At 69.4% G+C, this 20423-nt stretch carries 16 protein-coding genes and 2 tRNA genes; 5 read left to right on the top strand and 13 right to left on the bottom strand.

Annotation, left to right across the window (positions count from 1 at the left end; genetic code table 11):
• Positions 1 to 31 precede the first annotated feature (31 nt).
• Both ABLI39_RS04610 and ABLI39_RS04615 read left to right on the top strand, forming a co-directional pair.
• Positions 32 to 409: an ArsR/SmtB family transcription factor gene (locus ABLI39_RS04610; RefSeq protein ID WP_349412252.1), complete on the top strand. Its 378-nt coding sequence runs from the start codon at positions 32 to 34 to the stop codon at positions 407 to 409.
• Positions 406 to 2085: a SulP family inorganic anion transporter gene (locus ABLI39_RS04615; protein ID WP_349412254.1), complete on the top strand. Its 1680-nt coding sequence runs from the start codon at positions 406 to 408 to the stop codon at positions 2083 to 2085. Before ABLI39_RS04610 ends, ABLI39_RS04615 begins: the two co-directional genes overlap by 4 nt.
• Here ABLI39_RS04615 and ABLI39_RS04620 read toward each other — a convergent pair.
• The 5 genes from ABLI39_RS04620 to ABLI39_RS04640 form a co-directional block, all read right to left on the bottom strand.
• Positions 2075 to 2299, bottom strand: coding sequence for a DUF3188 domain-containing protein (locus ABLI39_RS04620; protein ID WP_349412256.1), 225 nt, complete (start codon positions 2297 to 2299; stop codon positions 2075 to 2077). The genes ABLI39_RS04615 and ABLI39_RS04620 overlap by 11 nt on opposite strands.
• A gap of 32 nt (positions 2300 to 2331) precedes the next feature.
• Positions 2332 to 3270, bottom strand: a complete 939-nt coding sequence (locus ABLI39_RS04625; RefSeq protein WP_349412257.1) for a DUF2797 domain-containing protein — start codon at positions 3268 to 3270, stop codon at positions 2332 to 2334.
• A gap of 24 nt (positions 3271 to 3294) precedes the next feature.
• The gene (locus ABLI39_RS04630) at positions 3295 to 4158 is read right to left on the bottom strand and encodes an HpcH/HpaI aldolase/citrate lyase family protein (RefSeq protein ID WP_349412258.1); all 864 of its coding nucleotides are present in this window, start codon (positions 4156 to 4158) and stop codon (positions 3295 to 3297) included.
• Positions 4159 to 4334: 176 nt separating this feature from the next.
• Positions 4335 to 5300: an aldo/keto reductase gene (locus ABLI39_RS04635; RefSeq protein WP_349412259.1), complete on the bottom strand. Its 966-nt coding sequence runs from the start codon at positions 5298 to 5300 to the stop codon at positions 4335 to 4337.
• Positions 5297 to 7003 carry a glycoside hydrolase family 13 protein gene (locus ABLI39_RS04640; RefSeq protein ID WP_349412260.1) on the bottom strand — a complete coding sequence of 569 codons (1707 nt, stop codon included), beginning with the start codon at positions 7001 to 7003 and terminating at the stop codon, positions 5297 to 5299. The genes ABLI39_RS04635 and ABLI39_RS04640 overlap by 4 nt, the downstream gene beginning before the upstream one ends.
• Positions 7004 to 7076: 73 nt before the next feature.
• Between ABLI39_RS04640 and ABLI39_RS04645 the strand changes: the two genes are divergently transcribed.
• Together ABLI39_RS04645 and ABLI39_RS04650 are read left to right on the top strand one after the other, a co-directional pair.
• Positions 7077 to 8321: an ROK family protein gene (locus ABLI39_RS04645; protein WP_349412261.1), complete on the top strand. Its 1245-nt coding sequence runs from the start codon at positions 7077 to 7079 to the stop codon at positions 8319 to 8321.
• 337 nt (positions 8322 to 8658) lie between these two features.
• Complete coding sequence (locus ABLI39_RS04650; RefSeq protein WP_349412262.1) at positions 8659 to 11484, top strand: FG-GAP-like repeat-containing protein; 2826 nt, start codon at positions 8659 to 8661, stop codon at positions 11482 to 11484.
• Between the two features lie 102 nt (positions 11485 to 11586).
• Here ABLI39_RS04650 and ABLI39_RS04655 read toward each other — a convergent pair whose 3' ends face one another.
• The 6 genes from ABLI39_RS04655 to ABLI39_RS04680 form a co-directional block, all read right to left on the bottom strand.
• The gene (locus tag ABLI39_RS04655) at positions 11587 to 12246 is read right to left on the bottom strand and encodes an NAD(P)H-binding protein (protein WP_349412263.1); all 660 of its coding nucleotides are present in this window, start codon (positions 12244 to 12246) and stop codon (positions 11587 to 11589) included.
• Between the two features lie 110 nt (positions 12247 to 12356).
• Positions 12357 to 12977 (bottom strand): alpha/beta hydrolase, encoded by a 621-nt coding sequence (locus ABLI39_RS04660; RefSeq protein ID WP_349412264.1) that lies wholly within the window; start codon positions 12975 to 12977, stop codon positions 12357 to 12359.
• A gap of 294 nt (positions 12978 to 13271) precedes the next feature.
• Positions 13272 to 13345 (bottom strand) — tRNA-Met (locus tag ABLI39_RS04665).
• 62 nt (positions 13346 to 13407) lie between these two features.
• Positions 13408 to 13479, bottom strand: a tRNA-Thr gene (locus ABLI39_RS04670).
• A 269-nt stretch (positions 13480 to 13748) separates the two neighbouring features.
• Positions 13749 to 15782, bottom strand: a complete 2034-nt coding sequence (locus ABLI39_RS04675; protein WP_349412265.1) for a DEAD/DEAH box helicase — start codon at positions 15780 to 15782, stop codon at positions 13749 to 13751.
• A gap of 393 nt (positions 15783 to 16175) precedes the next feature.
• Positions 16176 to 16829 carry an MOSC domain-containing protein gene (locus tag ABLI39_RS04680; RefSeq protein WP_349412266.1) on the bottom strand — a complete coding sequence of 218 codons (654 nt, stop codon included), beginning with the start codon at positions 16827 to 16829 and terminating at the stop codon, positions 16176 to 16178.
• A 173-nt stretch (positions 16830 to 17002) separates the two neighbouring features.
• Here ABLI39_RS04680 and ABLI39_RS04685 point away from each other — a divergent pair, with 173 nt between their 5' ends.
• Positions 17003 to 18190: an acyl-CoA dehydrogenase family protein gene (locus tag ABLI39_RS04685; RefSeq protein WP_349412267.1), complete on the top strand. Its 1188-nt coding sequence runs from the start codon at positions 17003 to 17005 to the stop codon at positions 18188 to 18190.
• 27 nt (positions 18191 to 18217) lie between these two features.
• Here the strand turns inward: ABLI39_RS04685 and ABLI39_RS04690 are convergent, their stop codons facing one another.
• Together ABLI39_RS04690 and ABLI39_RS04695 are read right to left on the bottom strand one after the other, a co-directional pair.
• Positions 18218 to 19003, bottom strand: a complete 786-nt coding sequence (locus tag ABLI39_RS04690) for an SDR family oxidoreductase (protein ID WP_349412268.1) — start codon at positions 19001 to 19003, stop codon at positions 18218 to 18220.
• A gap of 5 nt (positions 19004 to 19008) precedes the next feature.
• Positions 19009 to 20403 (bottom strand): glycosyltransferase 87 family protein, encoded by a 1395-nt coding sequence (locus tag ABLI39_RS04695; RefSeq protein ID WP_349412269.1) that lies wholly within the window; start codon positions 20401 to 20403, stop codon positions 19009 to 19011.
• Between the last annotated feature and the right edge of the window lie 20 nt (positions 20404 to 20423).

Raw genomic sequence — 20423 nt, forward strand, 5'->3', positions numbered from 1 at the left:
TCCAGTCGCGGGGAGAGCGCAGGTCCTTCCGATGATGCCCGCAGCGCAGGCCCCTCTGTACGAGATCAAGGCCAATCTGTTCAAGGCCCTCGCCCACCCGGCCCGGATCCGGGTACTGGAACTGCTGGCGGCCGCGCCGGACACCGCGGCGCCGGTCAGCCACCTGCTGGCCGAGACGGGGCTGGAGGCCTCGCACCTGTCCCAGCACCTGGCCACTTTGCGCCGGCACCGGGTGGTGACCTCGGTCCGGACGGCCAATGCCGTCACATACCGGCTGGCGCACCCGAAGATCGCGGAGCTGCTGGCGATTGCCCGGCTCTTCCTGCTGGACAGCCTGGCGGAGTCGGGCGAGCAACTCCGGCTCGCGCAGGAACTGCCGGCCGCGCACCTCCAGGGTTCCGCCACGTGACCGCCGGGACAGCGGGCCGCAGCTCCCGGGGCTACCTGGCCCGGTTCCTGCCGTCCGTCCGCGACTACGAGGGGCTGCGCAGGTCCTGGCGGACGGACCTGCTCTCCGGCATCACCGTGGGCATTGTGGCCCTGCCGCTGGCCCTCGCGTTCGGGGTGAGTTCCGGGGTGGGGGCCGAGGCCGGACTCGTCACGGCGGTGGTGGCCGGGCTGGTGGCCGCCGTGATGGGCGGATCGCCTGTGCAGGTTTCCGGGCCCACCGGCGCCATGGTGGTGGTCCTGGCCCCCGTGGTCGCTGCCCACGGCGCCGGCAGCATTGCCCTGGTGTCCGTGCTGGCCGGGCTGCTGGTCATCGTCCTGGGCATCAGCGGCCTCGGCCGTGCGGTCGCCTTCATCCCGTGGCCCGTGGTGGAGGGCTTCACGCTGGGCATCGCCGCCATCATCTTCCTGCAGCAGGTGCCCATGGCCACCGGGACGGCGGGAGTGCCGGGCCACAACACGCTGCTGGCCGCCGTCGAGAGCGCTTCGCGAGCCTCTGCCCCTGCCGTGCTGCAGACCCTGGCCGTTGTGGCTGGGGTCGCCGCGGTGATGGCCCTGCTCCCCCGGCTCAACAAGGCCATTCCCGCCAGCCTGTCAGCGGTGCTGCTGGCCACCCTGGCCGCCGAACTCCTGGATCTGCAGATCCCGCGGATCGGCGCCCTGCCGCATTCGCTCGCAGCCCCCGCACTTCCGGTGCTGGATCCGTCGGCGCTGGGCGGGCTCCTCATGCCGGCGGTGTCCATCGCCACACTCGCGGCCATCGAGTCGCTGCTGTCCGCCCGGGTGGCCGCCGGCATGGTGGGCCCGGACGGCCGCCCCACCGGACGGTACAGCCCGGACCGCGAACTCACCGGCCAGGGCCTGGCGTCGGTGGCGGCGGGGCTCTTCGGCGGTATGCCGGCCACCGGCGCGATCGCCCGGACCGCCGTCAATGTGCGCTCGGGAGCCAAAACACGGCTCGCGGCGATTGTGCACGCCCTGGTACTGCTGGCCATCATCTACCTTGCGGCGCCTCTGGTGGGCAGGATCCCGCTGGCGGTCCTGGCCGGCATCCTGATGGTCACGGCCACGCGTATGGTGTCGCGGCAGACCGTGGCGGCTGTGCTGCGCTCCACCCGTGCCGATGCCTTCGTTTTCATCCTGACCGCCCTGATCACCGTGGCGTTCGACCTGATCGTGGCGATTGAAATCGGGCTCGTTGCGGCGGCGGTGTTCACGCTGCGGAAGTTTGCCTCCCTCAGCGGGGTGGAGCGCGAGGACATCCCGGGGCCGCCCGCGCCCGGAGACGGCCACATCGCCATCTTCCGGCTGGACGGCGCCATGTTCTTCGGGGCGGCGGAGCGGGTCCTACAGGAAATCAGCCAGGTCAGGGACATCCAGGTCGCGATCATCCGGCTCTCGCAGGTGCGGATGCTTGACGCGACCGGCGCCCATACCCTGGTGGAGGTGATCTCGGCGCTGGAACTGCGCGGCGTCACGGTGCTGCTCAAGGGCGTCCAGCCCCAGCACCTGGAGTTGGTGACCAACGTTGGCGTGATCCGCTCGCTCCGGCACCACAAGCACCTGATCGACAGCCTGCCCGGGGCCGTGGAGCACGCCCGGAGCCATGTGCTGCGGAACGCTGCCACTAACGCCTGAGGTTTTTCCGGATCGTCTGGCCGCGGACCACGATCCCTGCGATGTGCAGGATGAGCCCGATCCCGATCACGGCCAGCGATGCCAGCGCCAGGGTCTGGTTACCGGTGTTGTTACCGACCAGGTTGAGGATGATGCCGGTGGCGATCAGGCCCATCGCGCTGAAAACGAGGACCTTGTAGCTGGTTGGCGCGGTGGCCCAGAATTCGTTCAGCACCGCCCCAGTCTACCGGGGACGCCGGGGGCAGTTCAGAACAGGGACTCCTGGACTGCGGGGACCTCGGAGCCGTGGTCGCCGAGTTCGATCATTCGCGCCTTCAGCCCGCCGAGGTTGACCACAAAGTCAAGGTCGGCGCCGTCGAGCCGGGCGAGCGCAATGCTGCCGCTCAGCGACGACACGACGAAGCCGTGGGCGTCGGCGCCGAGGTCGTGCGGGTAGGCATGCCGGGCAGCGGGTGTGCAGGCGGCATCGGCCAGCCCGGGCCGCTGCCAGCGTTCGTCCACCACGTCGAAGCCCTCCACGCCGGCGCCGGCGAGCAGGGTCCGGACCTCCGCGGCGAGCCGGGAGTTCAGCCCATCGAGTTCTGTGGCGGCAGCCGGTGCCGTGAGTCCGGCGGCCTTCGCAGCCGAGCGGACCTGCTGCGGCAGCCCGGCGTCGCGGGTGACCTGGTCCTCCAGGATCCGGACGATCCGGCCGTCCCCGGCGCGGGCGACGTAGCGGGCGACGACGGCGCCCTGCTCCGCGAGCCGGTGCCATTTCCGCAGCTGTGAGGCGGTGCCCACCTTGCAGGCGCCGCTGGCGAAGGTGGCGATGTAGAGCCAGTGCGGCTGCATCAGGTAGGCGCGCAAGCCGGGCGGGACGCGCCCGCCGCGGTGGAAATCGTGGATCAGCCGTGAATCGTCGACGGCGAAACACGGCCCGCACTGGTTTCCGCGGGCGGCCGGGGCCTGGTCCGGGCAGACGACGTGGTCCCGGTCCGCGGGGCCGTGCACCTTGTGGTGGCCCAGGCAGTGCTTACCCGGCGTGGCGAGCCGGAAGCCCAGCCGCGTGCCGGCGTCGAGCGCCACCTCGGTGAAGCCGCCCGAGGGGTCCTGCAGGCGGAGGGCCGCGCCGCCGGCGTCGTGCTCCGCGGCCGGCGGGTGACCATCCCAAAAGACCCCGTGGACCAGATAGCGGGCATCGGTCACGGGGTCTCCTCGGTTCGGGTCCAGCTACAGGGCCGGCTGCACCCCAAAGGCTACCGCGAGCTTCATGATCTTTTCGGCGCGGCCCAGTCGCGGCAGGTCGGAGCCGTCCCGGATCACGCGGCCGTTGGCCTCGAAGTCGGCCATGAAGTCGGTGGCCCAGGCGACGTCGGACGGGGTGGGGCTGATGACCTCGTTGATCACGTGGGTCTGGTCGATGGCGAGGCAGAGCTTGCCGGTCATGCCCATCATCACGGTGATGCCGGTCTGCTCGCGCAGGATCGGGTGGTTGGTGCCGACCGTGGGGCCGTCGATCGGGCCGGGCAGGTTGCCGACGCGGCTGGCGACGACGAGCTTGGCCCGCGGGTAGGCCATCGCCTCCGGGGTGGCGGCCATGCCCGTGTCGCGGCGGAAGTCGCCCGAGCCGAACGCCAGCCGGAACGCGCCCTGGGCCCGGGCGATGTTGTTGGCTTCCTCGATGCCGACGGCGGATTCGACCAGCGGGATGACCGGGGTCTTGCCGTCCATGCGGTGGAAGCTTTCGGTGACCTGGTCCGCGGATTCGGTCTTGGCGAGCATCACGCCGAGCAGTCCGGGCGTGCCGCGGAGTCCGGCGAGGTCATCGGCCCAGAAGGGGCTGGTGGCATCGTTGATCCGGACCCAGGCGCTGCCGCCGGCGGTCAGCCAGTCCACGACGTGCTCGCGGGCGGCATCCTTCTGCGAGGGATCCACCGCGTCTTCGATGTCCAGGATGATGGCGTCCGCGCGGGACTCCGCCGATTGGCCGAAAAGTTCGGGCTTCATGGCGTTGACCAGCAGCCAGGAGCGGGCGATTTCGGCCGGGACGTTGCGCTGGGGCCGGACAATCCCGGCGGTGGTGGTAGAGGTCATGTCTCTACGCTAGCCGCCCGGACCGGCCCGCCGCCAAGTAATACCCCCGTTCGGGGCGACCAATACGACCAAAATCACCCCCGGACACGAAACTGGCCCGCAGTTGTTGCCGTTTAGAGCGGTCTAAACGGCAACAACTGCGAGCCAGGTGGGCGGAACACGACGCCGGTGCGTGCCTAGGGGATGTTGCTGCCCCGGGCCGTGATCCAGAGCCGGTACCACTCGGCGCGGGTCATGGCGGCGGCCACCTCGGCGGCCCCGGCGCAGGCCAGGATCCTTTCGGGTTTGGCCGTGCCGATCACCGGGGCGATCCCGGCCGGGTGCTTCATCAGCCAGCCCAGCAGCACCGCCTCGCCCGTGGTGCCCTTCGCCGCGGCCATCTCGGCCACGAGGGCGGCGGTGGCCTCCTCCGCGGCGCTCGGGGCGGGCGCCGGCGCTCCGGTGTAGAGCCCGCGGGAGAGGGCCCCGTAGGCCTGCAGGGTGATGCCGTTCCGCACGCAATGCTCCACGGTGCCGTGCGGGAAGCTGTAGTCCGTGCCCTCGGCGTGGTTGACCAGCACGGTGCTTTCCAGCCAGGCCCGTGCGGACAGGCTCATCTCCAACTGGTTGGCCACCACAGGAGCCTCGAGCCGGTCCTGCAGCAGCTCAATCTGCGGCGCTGACATGTTGGACACGCCGACCGCGCGGATTTTGCCCTCGGCCATCAGCTGGCCGACGGCGGAGGCAACCTCGGCGGGATCCACCAGCGGGTCGGGCCGGTGCAGCATGAGCACGTCCACGTAGTCCGTCTTAAGCCGGGCCAGGCTTTCGTTGACCCGGTCCAGGATGCCCTCCCGGCTCAGGTCGTAGTACGCGTCGAGGCCCTGTTCCCCCAGCCGGATGCCGCATTTGGTCTGCAGCCGGATCCGCTCCCGCAGGCCCGGGGTCTGCGCCAGGACCTCGCCGAAGACCGCCTCGGCCTTGCCGCTGCGGTAAATGTCGGCGTGGTCGAACAGCGTGATGCCGGCCTGCAGGGCGGCGTCGACGGCGGCGGCCGCCTCGTCCACGTGCGCGGACGAGTACGGCTCCGCCGACCAGCTCCCGCCCAGGCCCATGCAGCCATAAATCAGTTCCTGGCTGGGGATCAGTTCCTGGGTGCTCACCGGAGCCAGACGGTGGTGTTGCCCGGGAGCAGCTGTCCGTCCAGCGGGCCGCTGCTGATCAGCACCTCGCCGGCGGGCAGCTGGACGGCGTCGTCCCCGAAGTTGGTCACGGACTGCCAGCCGCCGTGGCGGCGGAAGTGCAGCACGTCCGCGTGGCCGGTCTCCAGCCATTCCAGCTCTTCGGAGGTTTGCAGTTCGCGGCGCAGCTTGAGGGCCTTGCGGTAGAACTCCAGGGTGGAGCCTTCGGCGCCGTCCTGGGCGGCCACGGCGTAGCGGGAGAACCATGCCGGCTGCGGCAGGTGGGCGCCGCCGTCGCCGAAGCCGAAGGAGGAACCCTCCGGGGACCAGGGCAGCGGCACCCGGCAGCCGTCGCGGCCGATCTCCACGCCCTTGTTGCGGAAGAAGGTGGGGTCCTGGCGCTCGGCGTCCGGGATCTCGGCGACTTCCTGCAGGCCCAGTTCCTCGCCCTGGTACAGGTAGGCGGAGCCGGGCAGGGCCAGCATCAGCAGGGTCGCGGCGCGGGCGCGGCGCAGGCCCAGGTCGACATCGAGTTCCTCGGCCGGGGCGCCGGCCAGCAGCCAGCCCTTGCCGTCCTGGCCCTTGGCGTGCCGGCCGCCGCCCTTGGGCAGGCCGTAACGGGTGGCGTGCCGGACGACGTCGTGGTTGGAGAAGACCCAGGTGGAGGAGGCGCCGGACTCGGTGGCCTCGGCGAGGTTGCGGGTAATGATTTCGCGGAACTCGTCGGCATCGAAGTCGGCCTGCAGCAGGTCGAAGTTGAAGGCCTGGCCCAGCCCCTGCGGGCTGGCGTAGCGCGCGCGGCGGGACGCGTGCACCCACGCCTCGGCGACGGCGGTGCGCGGCGGGTTGTATTCGTTGAAGACCTCGCGCCATTCGACGTAGATCTCGTGCACCTCGTCGCGGTCCCAGAACGGGTGCGAGCCGTCGTCGAAGCCGTCAGTGCCGGAGTTGGCCTCACTCAGTTCGACCTTGGACAGCAGCGGTTCGGTGAGGTCCTTGGTCAGGGCGTGCGCGACGTCCACGCGGAAGCCGTCCACGCCGCGGTCGGACCAGAAGCGCAGGGTCTTGAGGAAGTCATCGCGGATCTCGCGGTTGGACCAGTTCAGGTCCGGCTGTTCCTTGGCGAAGATGTGCATGTACCACTGGCCGGGCGTGCCGTCGGGTTCGGTGATGCGCTCCCAGGCCGGTCCGCCGAAGACGGATTCCCAGTCCGACGGCGGGATCTCGCCGTTTTGCCCAAGCCCATCGCGGAAGATGTAGCGCTCCCGGGCGTCCGAGCCGCGCGGAGAGGCGAGGGCCTCCTGGAACCAGACGTGGCGGTTGGAGGAGTGGTTCGGGACGATGTCCGCGATCAGCTTGATGCCGGCGGCGTGCAGCGCGGCGGACATCTCGTCGAAGTCCTCCAGCGTGCCGAGCTTGGGGTCGACGTCGCGGTAGTCGTCGACGTCGTAGCCCCCGTCGGCCAGGGCCGAGGGGTAGAACGGGGAGAGCCAGACGGCATCGATGCCGAGGGCCTGCAGGTACGGCACCTTGGCCGTGATGCCCTTGATGTCGCCGAGGCCGTCACCGTTCGAGTCGGAGAAGCTGCGCGGGTAGATCTGGTACACGGACGCCTGGCGCCACCAGTTGGGGTCGGCGGCGAGGTCGGAACCGGACAGGGTTGCCAGCGTGGCGGTGTTCGACAAGGTGAATCCTTCGGGGCTGGGGTGCGGTGTCTGATAACAGCGTGTCTGATAATTTAGATAGAAGCTAAATCTATTGCCGGATCAATTATGGGTCCGCACTCATGGGGAGGTCAAGATTCCGAAGCGCCAGGCCGCCGCCACACCCCAGCTGCTGCGCCGGGTCAACGCCCAGGCGGTGCTGGCCGCCATCCGCGGCACCGAGGTGGCCACCGGAACGGAGCTGATGGCGGCAACCGGCCTGACCCGGGCCTCGGTGATCGCCGTCTGCGAGGACCTGATCCGGCGCGGCTGGATCAGGGAGCTGGACGCACCGCGCAGGGATGCGGCTGACGCCGGGGGCCAGGCAGCCGGCAGCCCGCAGAAAGGCCGGCCGGCGCGGCGCTTCGAACTCCGGGCCCGGGCCGGCGTCGTCCTCGGCATCGACATCGGCGCCGCCACCACCACGGCCGCGGTCGCGGACCTGCGCGGCACCGTTCTTGGCCGCGCCAGCGGGCACTTCCGCGCCGCGGACATCCCCGCCGGCGAGCGGATCGGCGTCGTCGACCGTGCGTGCCGGGATGCGCTGGCAGCCGCCGGTGAGGCCCCCGGAAACGTCCTGGCCGTGAGCGCCGGCATTGCCGCCCCGGTGGACCGCGACGGCAAGGTACTGGCCGCCCAGCACTTCTGGAGCCTGTTCGACGTCGGGCTGCGCTCGGCCCTGCAGGACCTGCACGGCTGGCCGGTGCTGCTGGAGAACGACGCCAACCTGGCCGCGCTCGGCGAACGCTGGCGCGGCTCCGGCGCGGGCGTGGACGACCTCGTGGTACTGCTGGCCGGCGAGCGGCTCGGCGCGGGCGTGCTGGAGTCCGGCCGGCTGCTGCACGGCCGCGGCGGCGGCGCCGGCGAGATGGGATTCCTGGACATGGTGGAGGGCGTCGGCTCCAGCGACGGCATTGCGAGCCTCGCCCGGCAATGGCAGGCCGCGTCCGGCGGACCCGCTTCCGGCGGCGAGGCAAGCGCGCTGCGGGTCTTCGAGGAAGCCGCCGCCGGGGAGCCCGCCGCACTGGCCATCCTGGACCGGCTCGCGGAGCGGATGGCCCGGGTGATCGCCGCGATCGCCAGCCTGCTCAACCCCGAGCAGGTGGTGATCGGCGGCGCCGTCGCGGACTCGGCCGGGGCACTGCTGCCCGGCATCGCCGCCGCGCTGCCGCGCTTCACCGCCACTCCCCCGCGGGTGACGGTTTCGCCGCTGGGGGACGGGATCGTCACGGTCGGCGCCATCCGGCACGCCCTGGACTTCGTCGAGGCGAATGCCTTGGAACTGGAGCTGCCCCGGTAACGCAGGATTGCCGCATCGCCGGGACCGCCGCAGGCTTTGCTCAAGTTTCGGCAACGATTCGCCAACTAAGCCGAAAGATTGTTGCAGCTTGCCGGGTCTGGCGGCGTGCCGTCCGTAGACTGGCCTCACTTCCCGGTCTCCCGGCCGTTTCGCTGAGCCTTCAGCGGGGCGGCGGTCTCATGAAAGACACACAGTGAACTCAATACGGAAGAGGACCGCGTGGATCGTAGCGCTGGTCCTTTCTCTGGCCACCTTGCCCGCTGTCACAAGTTCGCCGGCGTCAGCCGAACCTGCGCCCGCCCCGACTGCCGCGGTGACGCCTGCTCCGGCGACCCCGGTGGCAACGCCAACTGCCGCGCCGACGGCTTCTGGAACCAGTGCCACGTCCCCCGCGGCGCCCTCGCCGACTGATCCCACGTCGACGACGGTCATCTCGGCTCCCCCGCAGCCGGGCGTCCCGGCGCCCGCCGGCACTACCGCGGTTCCCTCGCAGGACGCGGCTGCGCCCGGCGATGCGCCACTGGTCGAGCACACTTTCGAGACGCCGCCGCCCGCGGGCAACAAGGGTGTGCCGACCCGCCCGGCAATTTCGACCGAGGCCTACGCCCTTGACCGCCGGGGTGACATCAAGGTCCGGCTGGCGCTGGTGCAGCTGGCCGACAAAAAAGCGGCTATCTCCGAAACAGATGCAAGGGCCGCGATCACCACCAGCAGCGACTACTGGCAGGCCGAGTCCAATGGGCGCCTGTCCATGAGCGTCGCGTCGGTGGAGTACCCCACCAGCAAGGCGACGTCCACCCAACGTTATTCGGACATGATGAACACCATCACGACCGAACTGGGCTGGGCCCCCAGCTCCAACACGGCCCTGGTGGTTTTCGTGTCGACGGGCACTCTTTCCGATGGAGCCTACGGCGCGGGCTGGAGCTATAGCGGGACCAGCGGAAAAGTCATCATGCCCCTTCCTGCCAACTTGACCAAGAGTGTGCTGTCGCACGAGTTCGGACACGTGCTGGGCCTTATGCACGCCAACGCGCTGCAGTGCACCAGCGGGGCGGTGGACGTGGCGACCAACGCCGACGGTTCCTTCGCCGACCCAAGCTGCTCGGTCCAGGAGTACAAGGACAACCTGGACCTGATGGGCGTCTCGCAGCTGAGCCGCCCGGTCATCAGTTCGCCAATGTACGAATACGGCGGGTTCGGCGCAGGCAACGAGGTCTACAACATCGGAACGGCCTCCGGAAAAGCCTCCTACCAATTGCAGGCCTGGAGCAGCGCGGCCGACAACCGGGCCGTGAAATTCACCGACCCGCTCAGCGGGGAGATCTACTACGTCGAGCTCCGCCTCCCGATCGGCGGCGACGCCGCCGCCGCCGTCAACGGGAACCGCGGCGTCAAGATCGTCCAGTCGTTCGGCGCAGGCTCGATTTCGCTGCCGCCCAGCACCACCACCTATTACTCGACGTACTACACCTCGAACGCCGCCTGGCAGGCCGGTCAAACCTTCACCACCCACGCCGGCACCAGGGTGACCGTGGACTGGATCTCCGACGTCGCCGCCGGCATCACCATTGACACCCTTCCCCCTGCCAAGCCTCTGCTCATCGCTCCCGGTGACTTCAACGGCGACGGCATCCCGGACGTCCTCCAGCGCAAGGCCAACGGTGAGCTTTGGTTCTACCCCGGCGACGGAACCGGCCGTCAGGGTGCGGGCCGACGGATTGGAACGGGCTGGGAGATCTTCGACAGCGTCATCGGCGTGGGTGATTTCAACGGCGATGGACGAAACGACCTGATAGCCCGCAAATGGGACGGGTCGCTGTGGTTCTACGCCGGAAACGGCTCCGTATCAGCCACCAGCGAGGGGTACTCCGGCGGTGTGAAGGTCGGCGACTTCGGCTGGGACGCGTTCGATGCGCTCCTGGGGGTCCGCGACTTCGACGGCGATGGCCGACCGGATCTGCTCGCCCGGCGTCCGGACGGCGTGCTGGTGCTCTACCCAGGCACCGCCACGGGCCGGCCCGGCGCGGCGCGCGAGATCGATTTCGGCTGGCAGATCTTCGACCAGCTGATCGCCCTCCAGGACTTCAACGGCGACGGCACCAACGACCTTGCCGGCCGGAAACCGGACGGCACGTTGTGGATGTATTCGAACACCGGGCAGGCGAAACTTATCAACGCCACCAAGATCGGGTCGGGGTGGGGCATCTACACCACCATCCTGGGCACCGGGGACGCCAACGGCGACCGGATGGCGGATATGATCGCCAACCAGCCCGACGGTTCGGTCTACTTCTACGCAGGAACCGGCATGCGTGACGAAGGCTATTCCGGCGGCCGCAAGATCGGCAACTTCGGCTGGGATGCCTTCGACATGCTCGTCGCCACGCCCGACTTCAACGGCGACGGCATCGCGGACCTGATCGCGCGAGGATCCGGTGGGACCCTGTGGTTCTACGCCGGCAATGGCACCGGGTCGTACGGCGCCGGAGTGCGGATCGGCAACTTCGGCTGGGATGCCTTCAACGCCCTGACCGGCGTGGGCGACCTGGACGGCGACGGCAGGAATGATCTGATTGCCCGCATGCCTGACGGGTCCCTGTGGCTGTACTCCGGCACCGGGCAGGTGAACTCGACCAGTAACGGCTATGCGCCGGGGCGGAAGATCGGCAACTTCGGCTGGGAGGCGTTCACGACGCTTTCCGGGACCGGCGACCTGACGGGCGACGGCAAGAACGACCTTCTGGCGCGGGGCTCCGACGGCTCCCTCTGGGTGTACCCCGGAACCGGCCGCGTCGACGGCACCAGTTCCGGGCTCGGCATACCCACGAAGATCGGCAATTTCGGCTGGGAGGTCTTCGACCAGCTCTTCGGCGTCGGGGACTACAACGCGGACGGCAAGAACGACGTGCTGGCACGGCTCCCCGACGGGACGTTGTTGCTCTACCCCGGTGATGGTGCGGGCCGGCTCTCCACGCCCCGGAAGGTCGGGACCGGGTGGAACATCTACGACGCCGTGCGTGGTGCCTGGAACCTCAACGGTGACCGCTACCCCGACATCGTCGCCCGCCGGCCGGACGGCTCGCTGTGGGCCTACTCGGGCACGGGCATGCAGCCCAACGAGGGTTACCTCGGCCGCATGTTCGCCGCCCAGTTGTCCTAGGGCGCCCCGCCCGCCAGGCCTGAGAGCCACCAGACGCAAAAAGAGCCGGATCCGAAAGGTCCGGCTCTTTTTGCGTCTACAGCGGAAAGGTCTTGCGCGCCGTTACGTCGCCGGCTCCAGCGCCGCGGCCAGCGGCAGCGTCCCGTCCCGGAATTCGATGGTCCGGCCGGCAGTCTGGGGCAGTCCCAGGACGGCGGCGGCCACCAGGGCCACGTTGGCCCGCGCGGTACCGGTGCCGGCTGAAGTGTCCGCCGGGGCGACGTCGATCAGTCCGTTACCGGGGCCGTCCGTGAGGGACCCTGGTCCCAGGATGGTCCAGGCCAGGCCGGTGCCGCGCAGGTAGGCGTCCGCAGCGGCCTTGGCCTCCGCGTAGGCGTGGAAGCTGTTGTCCGCAGGGACGCCGTGGTCCGGCCCAGCCCCCAGATAGGAGACCATGACGTAACGGGGCACGCCGGCTTCCGCTGCGGCGTCCATGGATCGGATCGCCGCGTCCCGGTCCACCGCGTAGGTGCGTTCCGGGCTGCCACCGCCGGCTCCGGCGGACCAAACGACGGCGTCGTGTCCCGTCAGTGCCGCGGCGAGTTCCGCCGTCGTGGACCTCTCCACATCCAGGACCGCCGGGGTGGCGCCGGTGGCAGCCACGTCGTCGCGGTGATCCGGATTGCGGATGATCGATGTCACCTCGGCTCCGTCCTTGGTCAGGATGCCGGAGAGTTCCAAAGCCACCTTGCCGTGGCCGCCGATGATTGCGATTCGCGTCATCGTCCCATTCTGTCCCACTTGAACCGGAGCCGCACCAGATGCCCCCCACTTCCCCAGGAAGGCCTAGCGTGTTCCCGGCAGAGTTCGGCGTAGACGCGGGCGGTTAGGCGTCAACCGGCGCTGAGGAACTCAACAACCCTGGCAGGCTGGAACACGGAGGGATCACCGTGCTCACCTTCGGCCGCCACTACCGTCACGTCGGCTCCCGCGGCGGCTGCAACGGCAGCACAAGTGTCCGTATTGGTGGCTTTGGGAACGGTGGTGTCCTGCGGCGACGCGAAGAACAGCGCCCGGAACCCGGGCGGGTAGGGCGGGCTGACCGGCGAAAGGTCTGCGGGGGCGCCATCGGGCCATGCCTGCCGGAAAGTGGGAAATTTGTCGGTCATGGTCGCGAGGTTGCAGACGGGGTAAATCCCCACGAACGCGGTGGCCGGGATGCGTCCGACGAGCTGCAGTGCGGGAAGCCCGCCCATCGATTGCCCCAGCAGAACAACATGCCGGGCACCCGCTTCCCGCGCCGCCCAATGATGGAGGTCCTCGTAGGCTGTGACCGAGGCGGGGGCGCCCCATACGTTCCCGCCAGCGTCCGAGCTGGCGATGCTGTAGCCGGCCCCCAGCAGGGCCTCCAGCAGCGCCGCCTGGTCGGTGCCCGCCTGCCACTCCTCGACGGTGCCGCCGTGCCCGTGGGCCGCAATCATGAGCGTGCCGTTGGGTCTGGCGGGGATCGTCACGGCGACATTGTCCGGGCCGATGACGGCACGCACGGTTCGTTGGGTCGCTTCCGGTGCAGGCGCAGCCACCACGCCGCACCCGGACAGCCCCAATATGATCACCACAAGCAACAGCCAACGCACAATATCCCCCCGAGCGCAGAGCCTACCTCCCCGCACGCCTTTCCGGTGAACATTGGGATAACTTCTCTGGCTGGAATTGGACGCCCGGGGCGCCAAAAGCGCCGGAACATCTGGGTGTGGCCCGTTCGAACACAAAAAGACCCCGCAGGCTCGGCCTGCGGGGTCATTCTGTAGCGGTGGGGAGGCTCGATCTCCCGACCTCACGATTATGAGTCGTGCGCTCTAACCAACTGAGCTACACCGCCACGAATGAGAAAAACCTGCGCCAAGCCGGTCAAAAACCGCCTTGACACAGGCCCTCATTCCGAGCCCCCCACCGGAATCGATCCGGTGACCTCGTTCTTACCAAGAACGCGCTCTACCACTGAGCTAGGGGGGCAACGAGTAAATACTCTACCGGAAGATTCCGCTCCCAACAAATCGGCCGATCTTCCCTGCCCATCGCGCCGAAACCCGCGCGGTTTCGGGGATTTCCGGGGCCTTCGACCGTCCTCCGCAGCCCCGCTCCGACCGGTCCGCACCAGTATGTGACGAAGCCGACTCGCGGGTCCTGCACCGAACCGGCATGCCGCGCCGCGCGGCCCGGAAACGCGGAACGGGCCGGCTCAAAAGAGCCGGCCCGTTCTGGTGCTGCCTAGGAGCTAATGGTTACCACTTGTTGCGGGGCTTGAAGCCGCCTTCGTGGCGAGGCTTGCGGGTGTCCGCGCCGACGCCGCGCTCGTTGCGGTCGCTGAAGGAGCGGCCGCCGCGGTCCGCGGAGGAACGCTCGCCGTCGTTCTTGCGGAATTCGCGCTTGAAGCCGCCGTTGCCCTTGAAGTTGCCGCTGCCGCCGGAGTACCCGCCGCGGTCGCCGCGGTCGCCGCCACGGTTGCCCTGGTAGGCGCCGCGGTCACCGGAAGGCTTGCGGCCGTTGTCCAGCTCGAGGTGGATCAGCTCGCCGCCGATCCGGGTGCGGGACAGGGCCTTCAGCTGCTCGGGGCTCAGGTCCGCTGGAAGCTCCACGAGGGAGTGGTCCGAGCGGATGTCGATGCCGCCGATCTGGGCCGAGGAGATGCCGCCCTCGTTGGCGATGGCGCCGACGATGGAGCCCGGCATAACGCGCTGGCGGCGTCCGACGGCGATCCGGTAGGTGGCGTTGCCCTCGGTCAGGGTGCGGGTCGGGCCGCGGGAGCCGAAGCCGTCCTTGGAGCGTTCGCGCTTCTGGAATTCCGGAGCGGCAGGCAGTTCCTTGACCAGGAGCGGCTGGCCGCCCTGCGCCATAACGGCCAGTGCGGCGGCGATCTCGGCGGCCGGAACGTTGTGCTCTTCCTCGTAGGAGGCGATCAGGTCGCGGAAGGCCGAAACGTCCTCGGACTCGAGGGTCTCGGTGATCTTGTCCGCGAACTTGCCCAGGCGCAGGGTGTTGACCGTCTCCGCAGTGGGCAGGTGCATCTGCTCGACCGGCTGGCGGGTGGCCTTCTCGATCGAACGCAGCAGGTACTTCTCCCGCGGGGTCATGAACAGCACGGCGTCGCCGGAGCGTCCCGCGCGGCCGGTGCGGCCGATGCGGTGCACATAGGACTCGGTGTCGTGCGGGATGTCGTAGTTGATCACGTGGCTGATCCGCTCGACGTCCAGGCCGCGGGCGGCGACGTCGGTGGCCACGAGGATGTCGATGCGGCCTTCCTTGAGTGCATCGACCGTGCGCTCACGCTGCTGCTGCGGGATGTCGCCGTTGATGGCGGCGGCCTGGAAGCCGCGGGAGCGTAGCTTGTCCGCGAGGTCCTCGGTGGCCATCTTGGTCCGGACGAAGGCGATGACGCCGTCGAACTCTTCAACCTCGAGGATGCGGGTCAGCGCGTCGAGCTTGTGCGGGCCCATGACCTGCAGGTACCGCTGGCGGGTGTTGGCGCCGGTGGTGGTCTTGGACTTGACCTGGATCTCGGCCGGGTTGTTCAGGTACTGCTTGGACATCCGGCGGATCTGGCTCGGCATGGTGGCGGAGAACAGGGCAACCTGGCGGCCCTCGGGGGTCTGCTGGAAGATCTGCTCCACGTCATCGGCGAAGCCCATGCGCAGCATCTCGTCGGCCTCATCCAGCACGAGGTACTGGAGTTCGGACAGGTCCAGGGAACCCTTGGCGATGTGGTCGATCACGCGGCCGGGGGTACCGACTACAACCTGGGCGCCGCGGCGCAGGCCGGCCAGCTGCGGGCCGTAGGCGGAGCCGCCGTAGACCGGCAGGACGGTGAAGTCGTCGATGTGCTTGGCGTAGGAGGTGAAGGCTTCGGCGACCTGGAGGGCGAGCTCGCGGGTCGGAGCCAGGACCAGGGCCTGCGTCTTGCGGGACGGGCCGTTCAGGTCGTGGAGTTCGGCCAGCCGGGACAGCGCCGGTACTGCGAATGCTGCAGTCTTACCGGTGCCGGTCTGGGCCAGGCCGACGACGTCGCGGCCCTCAAGCAGGACCGGGATGGTCGCTGCCTGGATCGGGGACGGCTTCTCGTAGCCGACGTCCTGCAGGGCGGCGAGGACGCGGGCGTCGATGCCGAGGTCAACGAAGCGGAGGCCGCCGTCGTCGTCGCCGGAGTTATCGGCGGTGGTGTCAGCGGGGGTCTCGGCTGCGGCGGGGGCAGCCGGTGCGGTGAACTCGACGTCGGCGCTGGTGGTCTCGGTGTCGACGGAGTTGTCCTGATTTTCGGGCATAGGGGAATCTTCCTCATCCATAGGGGCCAGGCGGCACAACCCGAGGTGAGCGGAGCCGCAGTACGCGTGACACATGGTGCCGGGCATACTTTGACCGGCCGGTCACATAGAAGCCCGGCGCTTTCGCAATCCCGTGGCAGGACTTCCCGCTGCATCTCTTGGCTGCTATCCCAGCAGTCTGTACAGCGTTTTCTTTAGCCGGCTCTCCCTATGAAAATGCCCGCAACACAGTTTTGCGGGCCCCAACACTTACCAGTCCTGCCTCAAGAATTGGGCAGGAATAAGGGATTTCCGGAGTGGGGGATATTTCAAGTGTAGAGCATGCCGCGGCGTAGGTGCTAACGGGAGGCCCCGCCTGCGGCGGTGAGCTTGCGCACACTGCCGTTTCCGCCGCTACTGCCCCAGCCGGCGCCCCAGCTTCTCGAAATACTCGTGATACTCAGGCTGGAGGCGGATTTCGCCGTCGGCGTCGGCGTCCCGCAGGGCCTCCATGTCCTCGAGCGTGGGATCGCTGAACCACTTGCCGATGGTGACGCCGTGGGTGGGGACAAAGATCCGGTGGATATGGTCCCCCGCCGCGATGGTGCCGGTCCGGACCACCCGCAGGTAGCTGCCCACCCGGCCGGCCTCGCCGAACCTTGCTACCCAGTTCGGCACCTGCATCCGCCGCTGGAACGTGGCACAGGGCATCCGGGGCGAGGTCACCTCCACTTCGACGTCGAGGCCGATCTTCCAGCGTTCGCCGATCACGGCGTTGGTGGCATCAACGCCGGCGACCCGCAGGTTCTCGCCGAAGTACCCGGGCGGGATGTCCCGGCCGAGCTCCTCAGCCCAGTAGTCGGCGTCGTCCTGGGAATAGGCATAGAGCGCCTGGTCCTCGCCGCCGTGGTGGATGCGGCTGGCCTGGATGTCGCCGTGCAGTCCCAGCCGGTGCACCTTGACCGGACCGTCCACGGGGCGTTTGTCGATCGCGGTCACGCCCACGCTTCCGGCATCGCTGAGCAGCTGATGTACCCGGCAGACGGCAAGCACAGAAGCGGTGTCCATGGCACCAGTGTAGGCCCGGGGTCAGCCGGCGGCGCTCCAGCCCAGTTACTTTCCCGCCGGCCCCCGGGCCCGGCAGCGACACCTGCGTGTCGGCCGCGATCGGAGCGCGGGTCCGGAAGTAGCCGGGCAGGAACGTCGGGGACGGCGCCCGCACCGGAACGTAGGATGCTCCCATGAGCAGTGTTGCAGCAACAGATGTGTCCGATGTCCTGGCGATCGACTCCCTGCTGAGCGCCGGCGAGCTGGCCGTGCGGGAAAAGGTCCGCGATTTCACCACCCAGCGGATCCGGCCCGGCATCGCGCGCTGGTATGAGGACGGTGTGTTCCCGCTGGAGCTGGCCCCGGAACTGGGCGAACTCGGAGTCCTCGGCATGCATCTGGAGGGCTTCGGCTGCCCGGGCCGCTCCGCGGTGGAATACGGCCTGGCGGCGATGGAGCTGGAGGCCGGCGATTCGGGCATCCGCACGTTCGTCTCCGTGCAGGGCTCCTTGGCGATGACCGCCATCCACAAATGGGGCTCGGAGGAGCAGAAGCAGGAGTGGCTCCCCCGGATGGCTGCCGGCGAGCTGATCGGCTGCTTCGCCCTAACCGAACCCACCGCGGGCTCGGACCCCGCCGCCATGCAGACCTTTGCCCGCCGGGACGGGACCGGCGACGGCGCCGGCTGGGTCCTGGACGGGGCGAAGCGCTGGATCGGACTGGCCTCGGTGGCGGACGTCCTGGTGGTCTGGGCCATGACCGAAGACGGCGTGCGCGGCTTCCTGGTCCCCGCCGGCTCCCCCGGGGTCACCGCGACGCCGATCGGTCAGAAGCTCTCGATGCGCGCCTCGATCCAGTGCGACGTGGCGTTCGACGGCGTCCGGCTGGGCCCGGAGGCGATGCTGCCCGCGGCGCAGGGACTGCGGGGCCCGTTCTCCTGCCTGAACGAGGCGCGGTACGGGATTGCCTGGGGCGCGATGGGTGCCGCCCGGGACTCGTATGAGGCGGCGCTGCGGTACTCGCAGGAGCGGCTGCAGTTCGGCAAGCCGCTGGCCGGCTACCAGCTGACCCAGGAGAAGCTGGTGAACATGCTGCTGGAGATCCAGAAGGGCACGCTGCTGGCGCTGCAACTGGGCCGGCTCAAGGACGCCGGGTCGCTGCGGCCGGAACAGATCTCGCTCGGCAAGCTGAACAACGTGCGGGAGGCGATCACAATTGCCCGCGAGGCGCGCACCATCCTGGGCGGGAACGGCATCACACTGGGCTACTCGCCGCTGCGGCACGCCGCCAATCTGGAGTCGGTCCGCACCTACGAGGGCACCGATGAGGTTCACACCCTGGTTTTGGGCCAGCACATCACCGGGCTGGCCGCCTTCCGCTAGGACGGGCGGCCACGGGGCCTTCGGGCATCAGGCCGAGAAGCCGCCGTCGCTCTTGACCAGCTGGCCGGAGACCCAGCGGCCCTCGGGCGAGAGCAGGAACGCCACCGTGCCGGCCACGTCCGCGGGGGTGCCGAGCCGCCCGCCGGGCTGCCGCCGGGACAGCTCCCCGCGCAGCTGGGGATCCATCCAGCCGGTGTCGACCGGGCCGGGGTTGAGCGCGTTGGCGCTGATCCCCTGCGGGCCCAGCTCCCGGGCCGCGGCTATCACGATCCGGTCCAGGGCGCCCTTGGATGCCCCGTACGGCAGGTTGAACGCGGTGTGGTCGCTGGTGAGCGCCACGATCGCGCCGCCGTCGGCCGGTGCCTGCCGGGCGAACGCGGCAATCAGCTGCCAGCTGGCGCGGGTATTGACGGCGAAGTGCCGCTCAAAGCTCGCCAGGGACGTGTCCAGGATGCCGGAGTCCACGGATTCCGCGTGGCTGAGCACCAGTGCCTGCAGCGTGCCGGCCTCGTCCGCCGCCGAGGCCATCAGCCGGTCCACGGCCTGCGGGTCCTCGAAGTCGGCGGGCACCGCCACCACTGCTGCGCCGGTGGCCTGCAGTTCGGCGGTGAGGCGCTCGACGTCGTCCGGCTGGACGCCCCAGGGCATGCGGGTGTCGTAGTCCTGCCAGTAGGTGATCACGAGGTCCCAGCCGTCGGCCGCGAGCCGGCGCGCGATGCCGGCTCCCAGACCCGCGAGCCGTCCAACGCCGGTGACCAGTGCCGTCCTGCGCTGGACCGGGACAGGGGCGGAAGAACCGGGAGTCTGGGTCATACGCTTCAGCCTAGCCGGGCCGGTGCGGCCGGTCCGCGGACCGGCGCCGCTGTTGTGTCCGCATCGAGTGCCAGGGACCCGCGGCGCAGGGCCAGCTGCCAGCACAGCAGGAGGGCCAGGGCGCAAAAGACCCCGGCGCTGGACGCCATGATCCAAAGCCCGGGAGTCTGGACGTTGAGGTCCTGCGCGCCGAGGGCGGTGCCGATCGTCTTTGGTGAGAAGAGGAACACGAGCACGGAGACGCCCAGCACGCCGCCCATCAGCCAGCGGGATCCGCGGTAGCGGTGCGGCAATTCGCGCAGCGTCCAGGCGAAGGCGGGAAGAACGACGGCGACCCACACCCAGTGGTGGGACCAGGACACGGGGCTGATCAGCAGCATGGTCAATGCCGTCGCCGAAATGGCGACCACCCGGGAGCCCTGCTCGCTCGCGGCTTTGATGACGCCGGCCGCCAGCGCCACCACCAACAGGCTCAGCACCAGCCAGGGCACGGTGACGGCGTCCTCGGGGACGCCGAAGTGCAGCAGCGCGCCCTTGATGGAGAGGTTGTCGACGTAGCCGGCGCCGCCGATCCGGGAGGTGTCCGGCAGGATCCGGAGCCAGAACTGCAGGGACTCGGCCGGGAGCAGCAGCGCGCCGAGCACCACGGTGAAGAGGAATCCCGCACCCATGTTCAGCAGGCCGCGCCAGTCCTTGCGGACCAGGAAATAGAGCCCGAACACCAGCGGCGTCAGCTTGATGCCCGCGGCGACACCTACCAGAAACCCGCTGCCTGGAACGCCACGGGCCCAGCGGGGGTTCCGGGCCAGCAGGTCCGCCGCCATCAGGCCCATCAGCAGGATGTTGACCTGCCCGAAGGCCAGGGTTTCGCGCCAGGGTCCAAGGTTGAGCACGGCCAGGACAAGGACGGCCGCGGCCCAGCGGTGGCCAGGGGAACGGAAGGCCGCGCGCCAGTCTGCCTTGGCCGTCCAGTAGCGGACCGCGCGGACAGCGACCCAGAGCGCAATAATCACGCCGGCGGTGTTGAACCAGTTCAGCGCGAGCTTCTCGGGCAGCCGAGCCAGCAGGCTGAAGAGCAGGGCGGCGAAGGGCGGGTACGTGAACGGCAGGCCGGGTCCGCCGGCCCAGTCAACGTTGCCTTCATAGAGGTCCGAGGCCGCCGGGCCGGCGTCGTTGAGGATCTTCCCGCCGTACCAGTAGACGCTGAAGTCGAGGCCCTGCTCGCCCCAGACACTCAGCCAGTGCCACACTGCGAGGGCCACGGCGGCCGCGCCCAGCGGCAACAGGGCGCCCGCCGGGCTGAGGGGACGGCGCCTCTGCCGCGACGGGTCCGACGGCGGCTCCACCCGGCTCCCGGACGGCGGCCGGGCATGCGGGTTTTCGGCGTCGAGCACTGACATGTGTGGATCCCCCAATATTT

Origin of the sequence: Pseudarthrobacter sp. B907, assembly GCF_040137805.1 — a bacterium.
Lineage (GTDB): Bacteria > Actinomycetota > Actinomycetes > Actinomycetales > Micrococcaceae > Arthrobacter.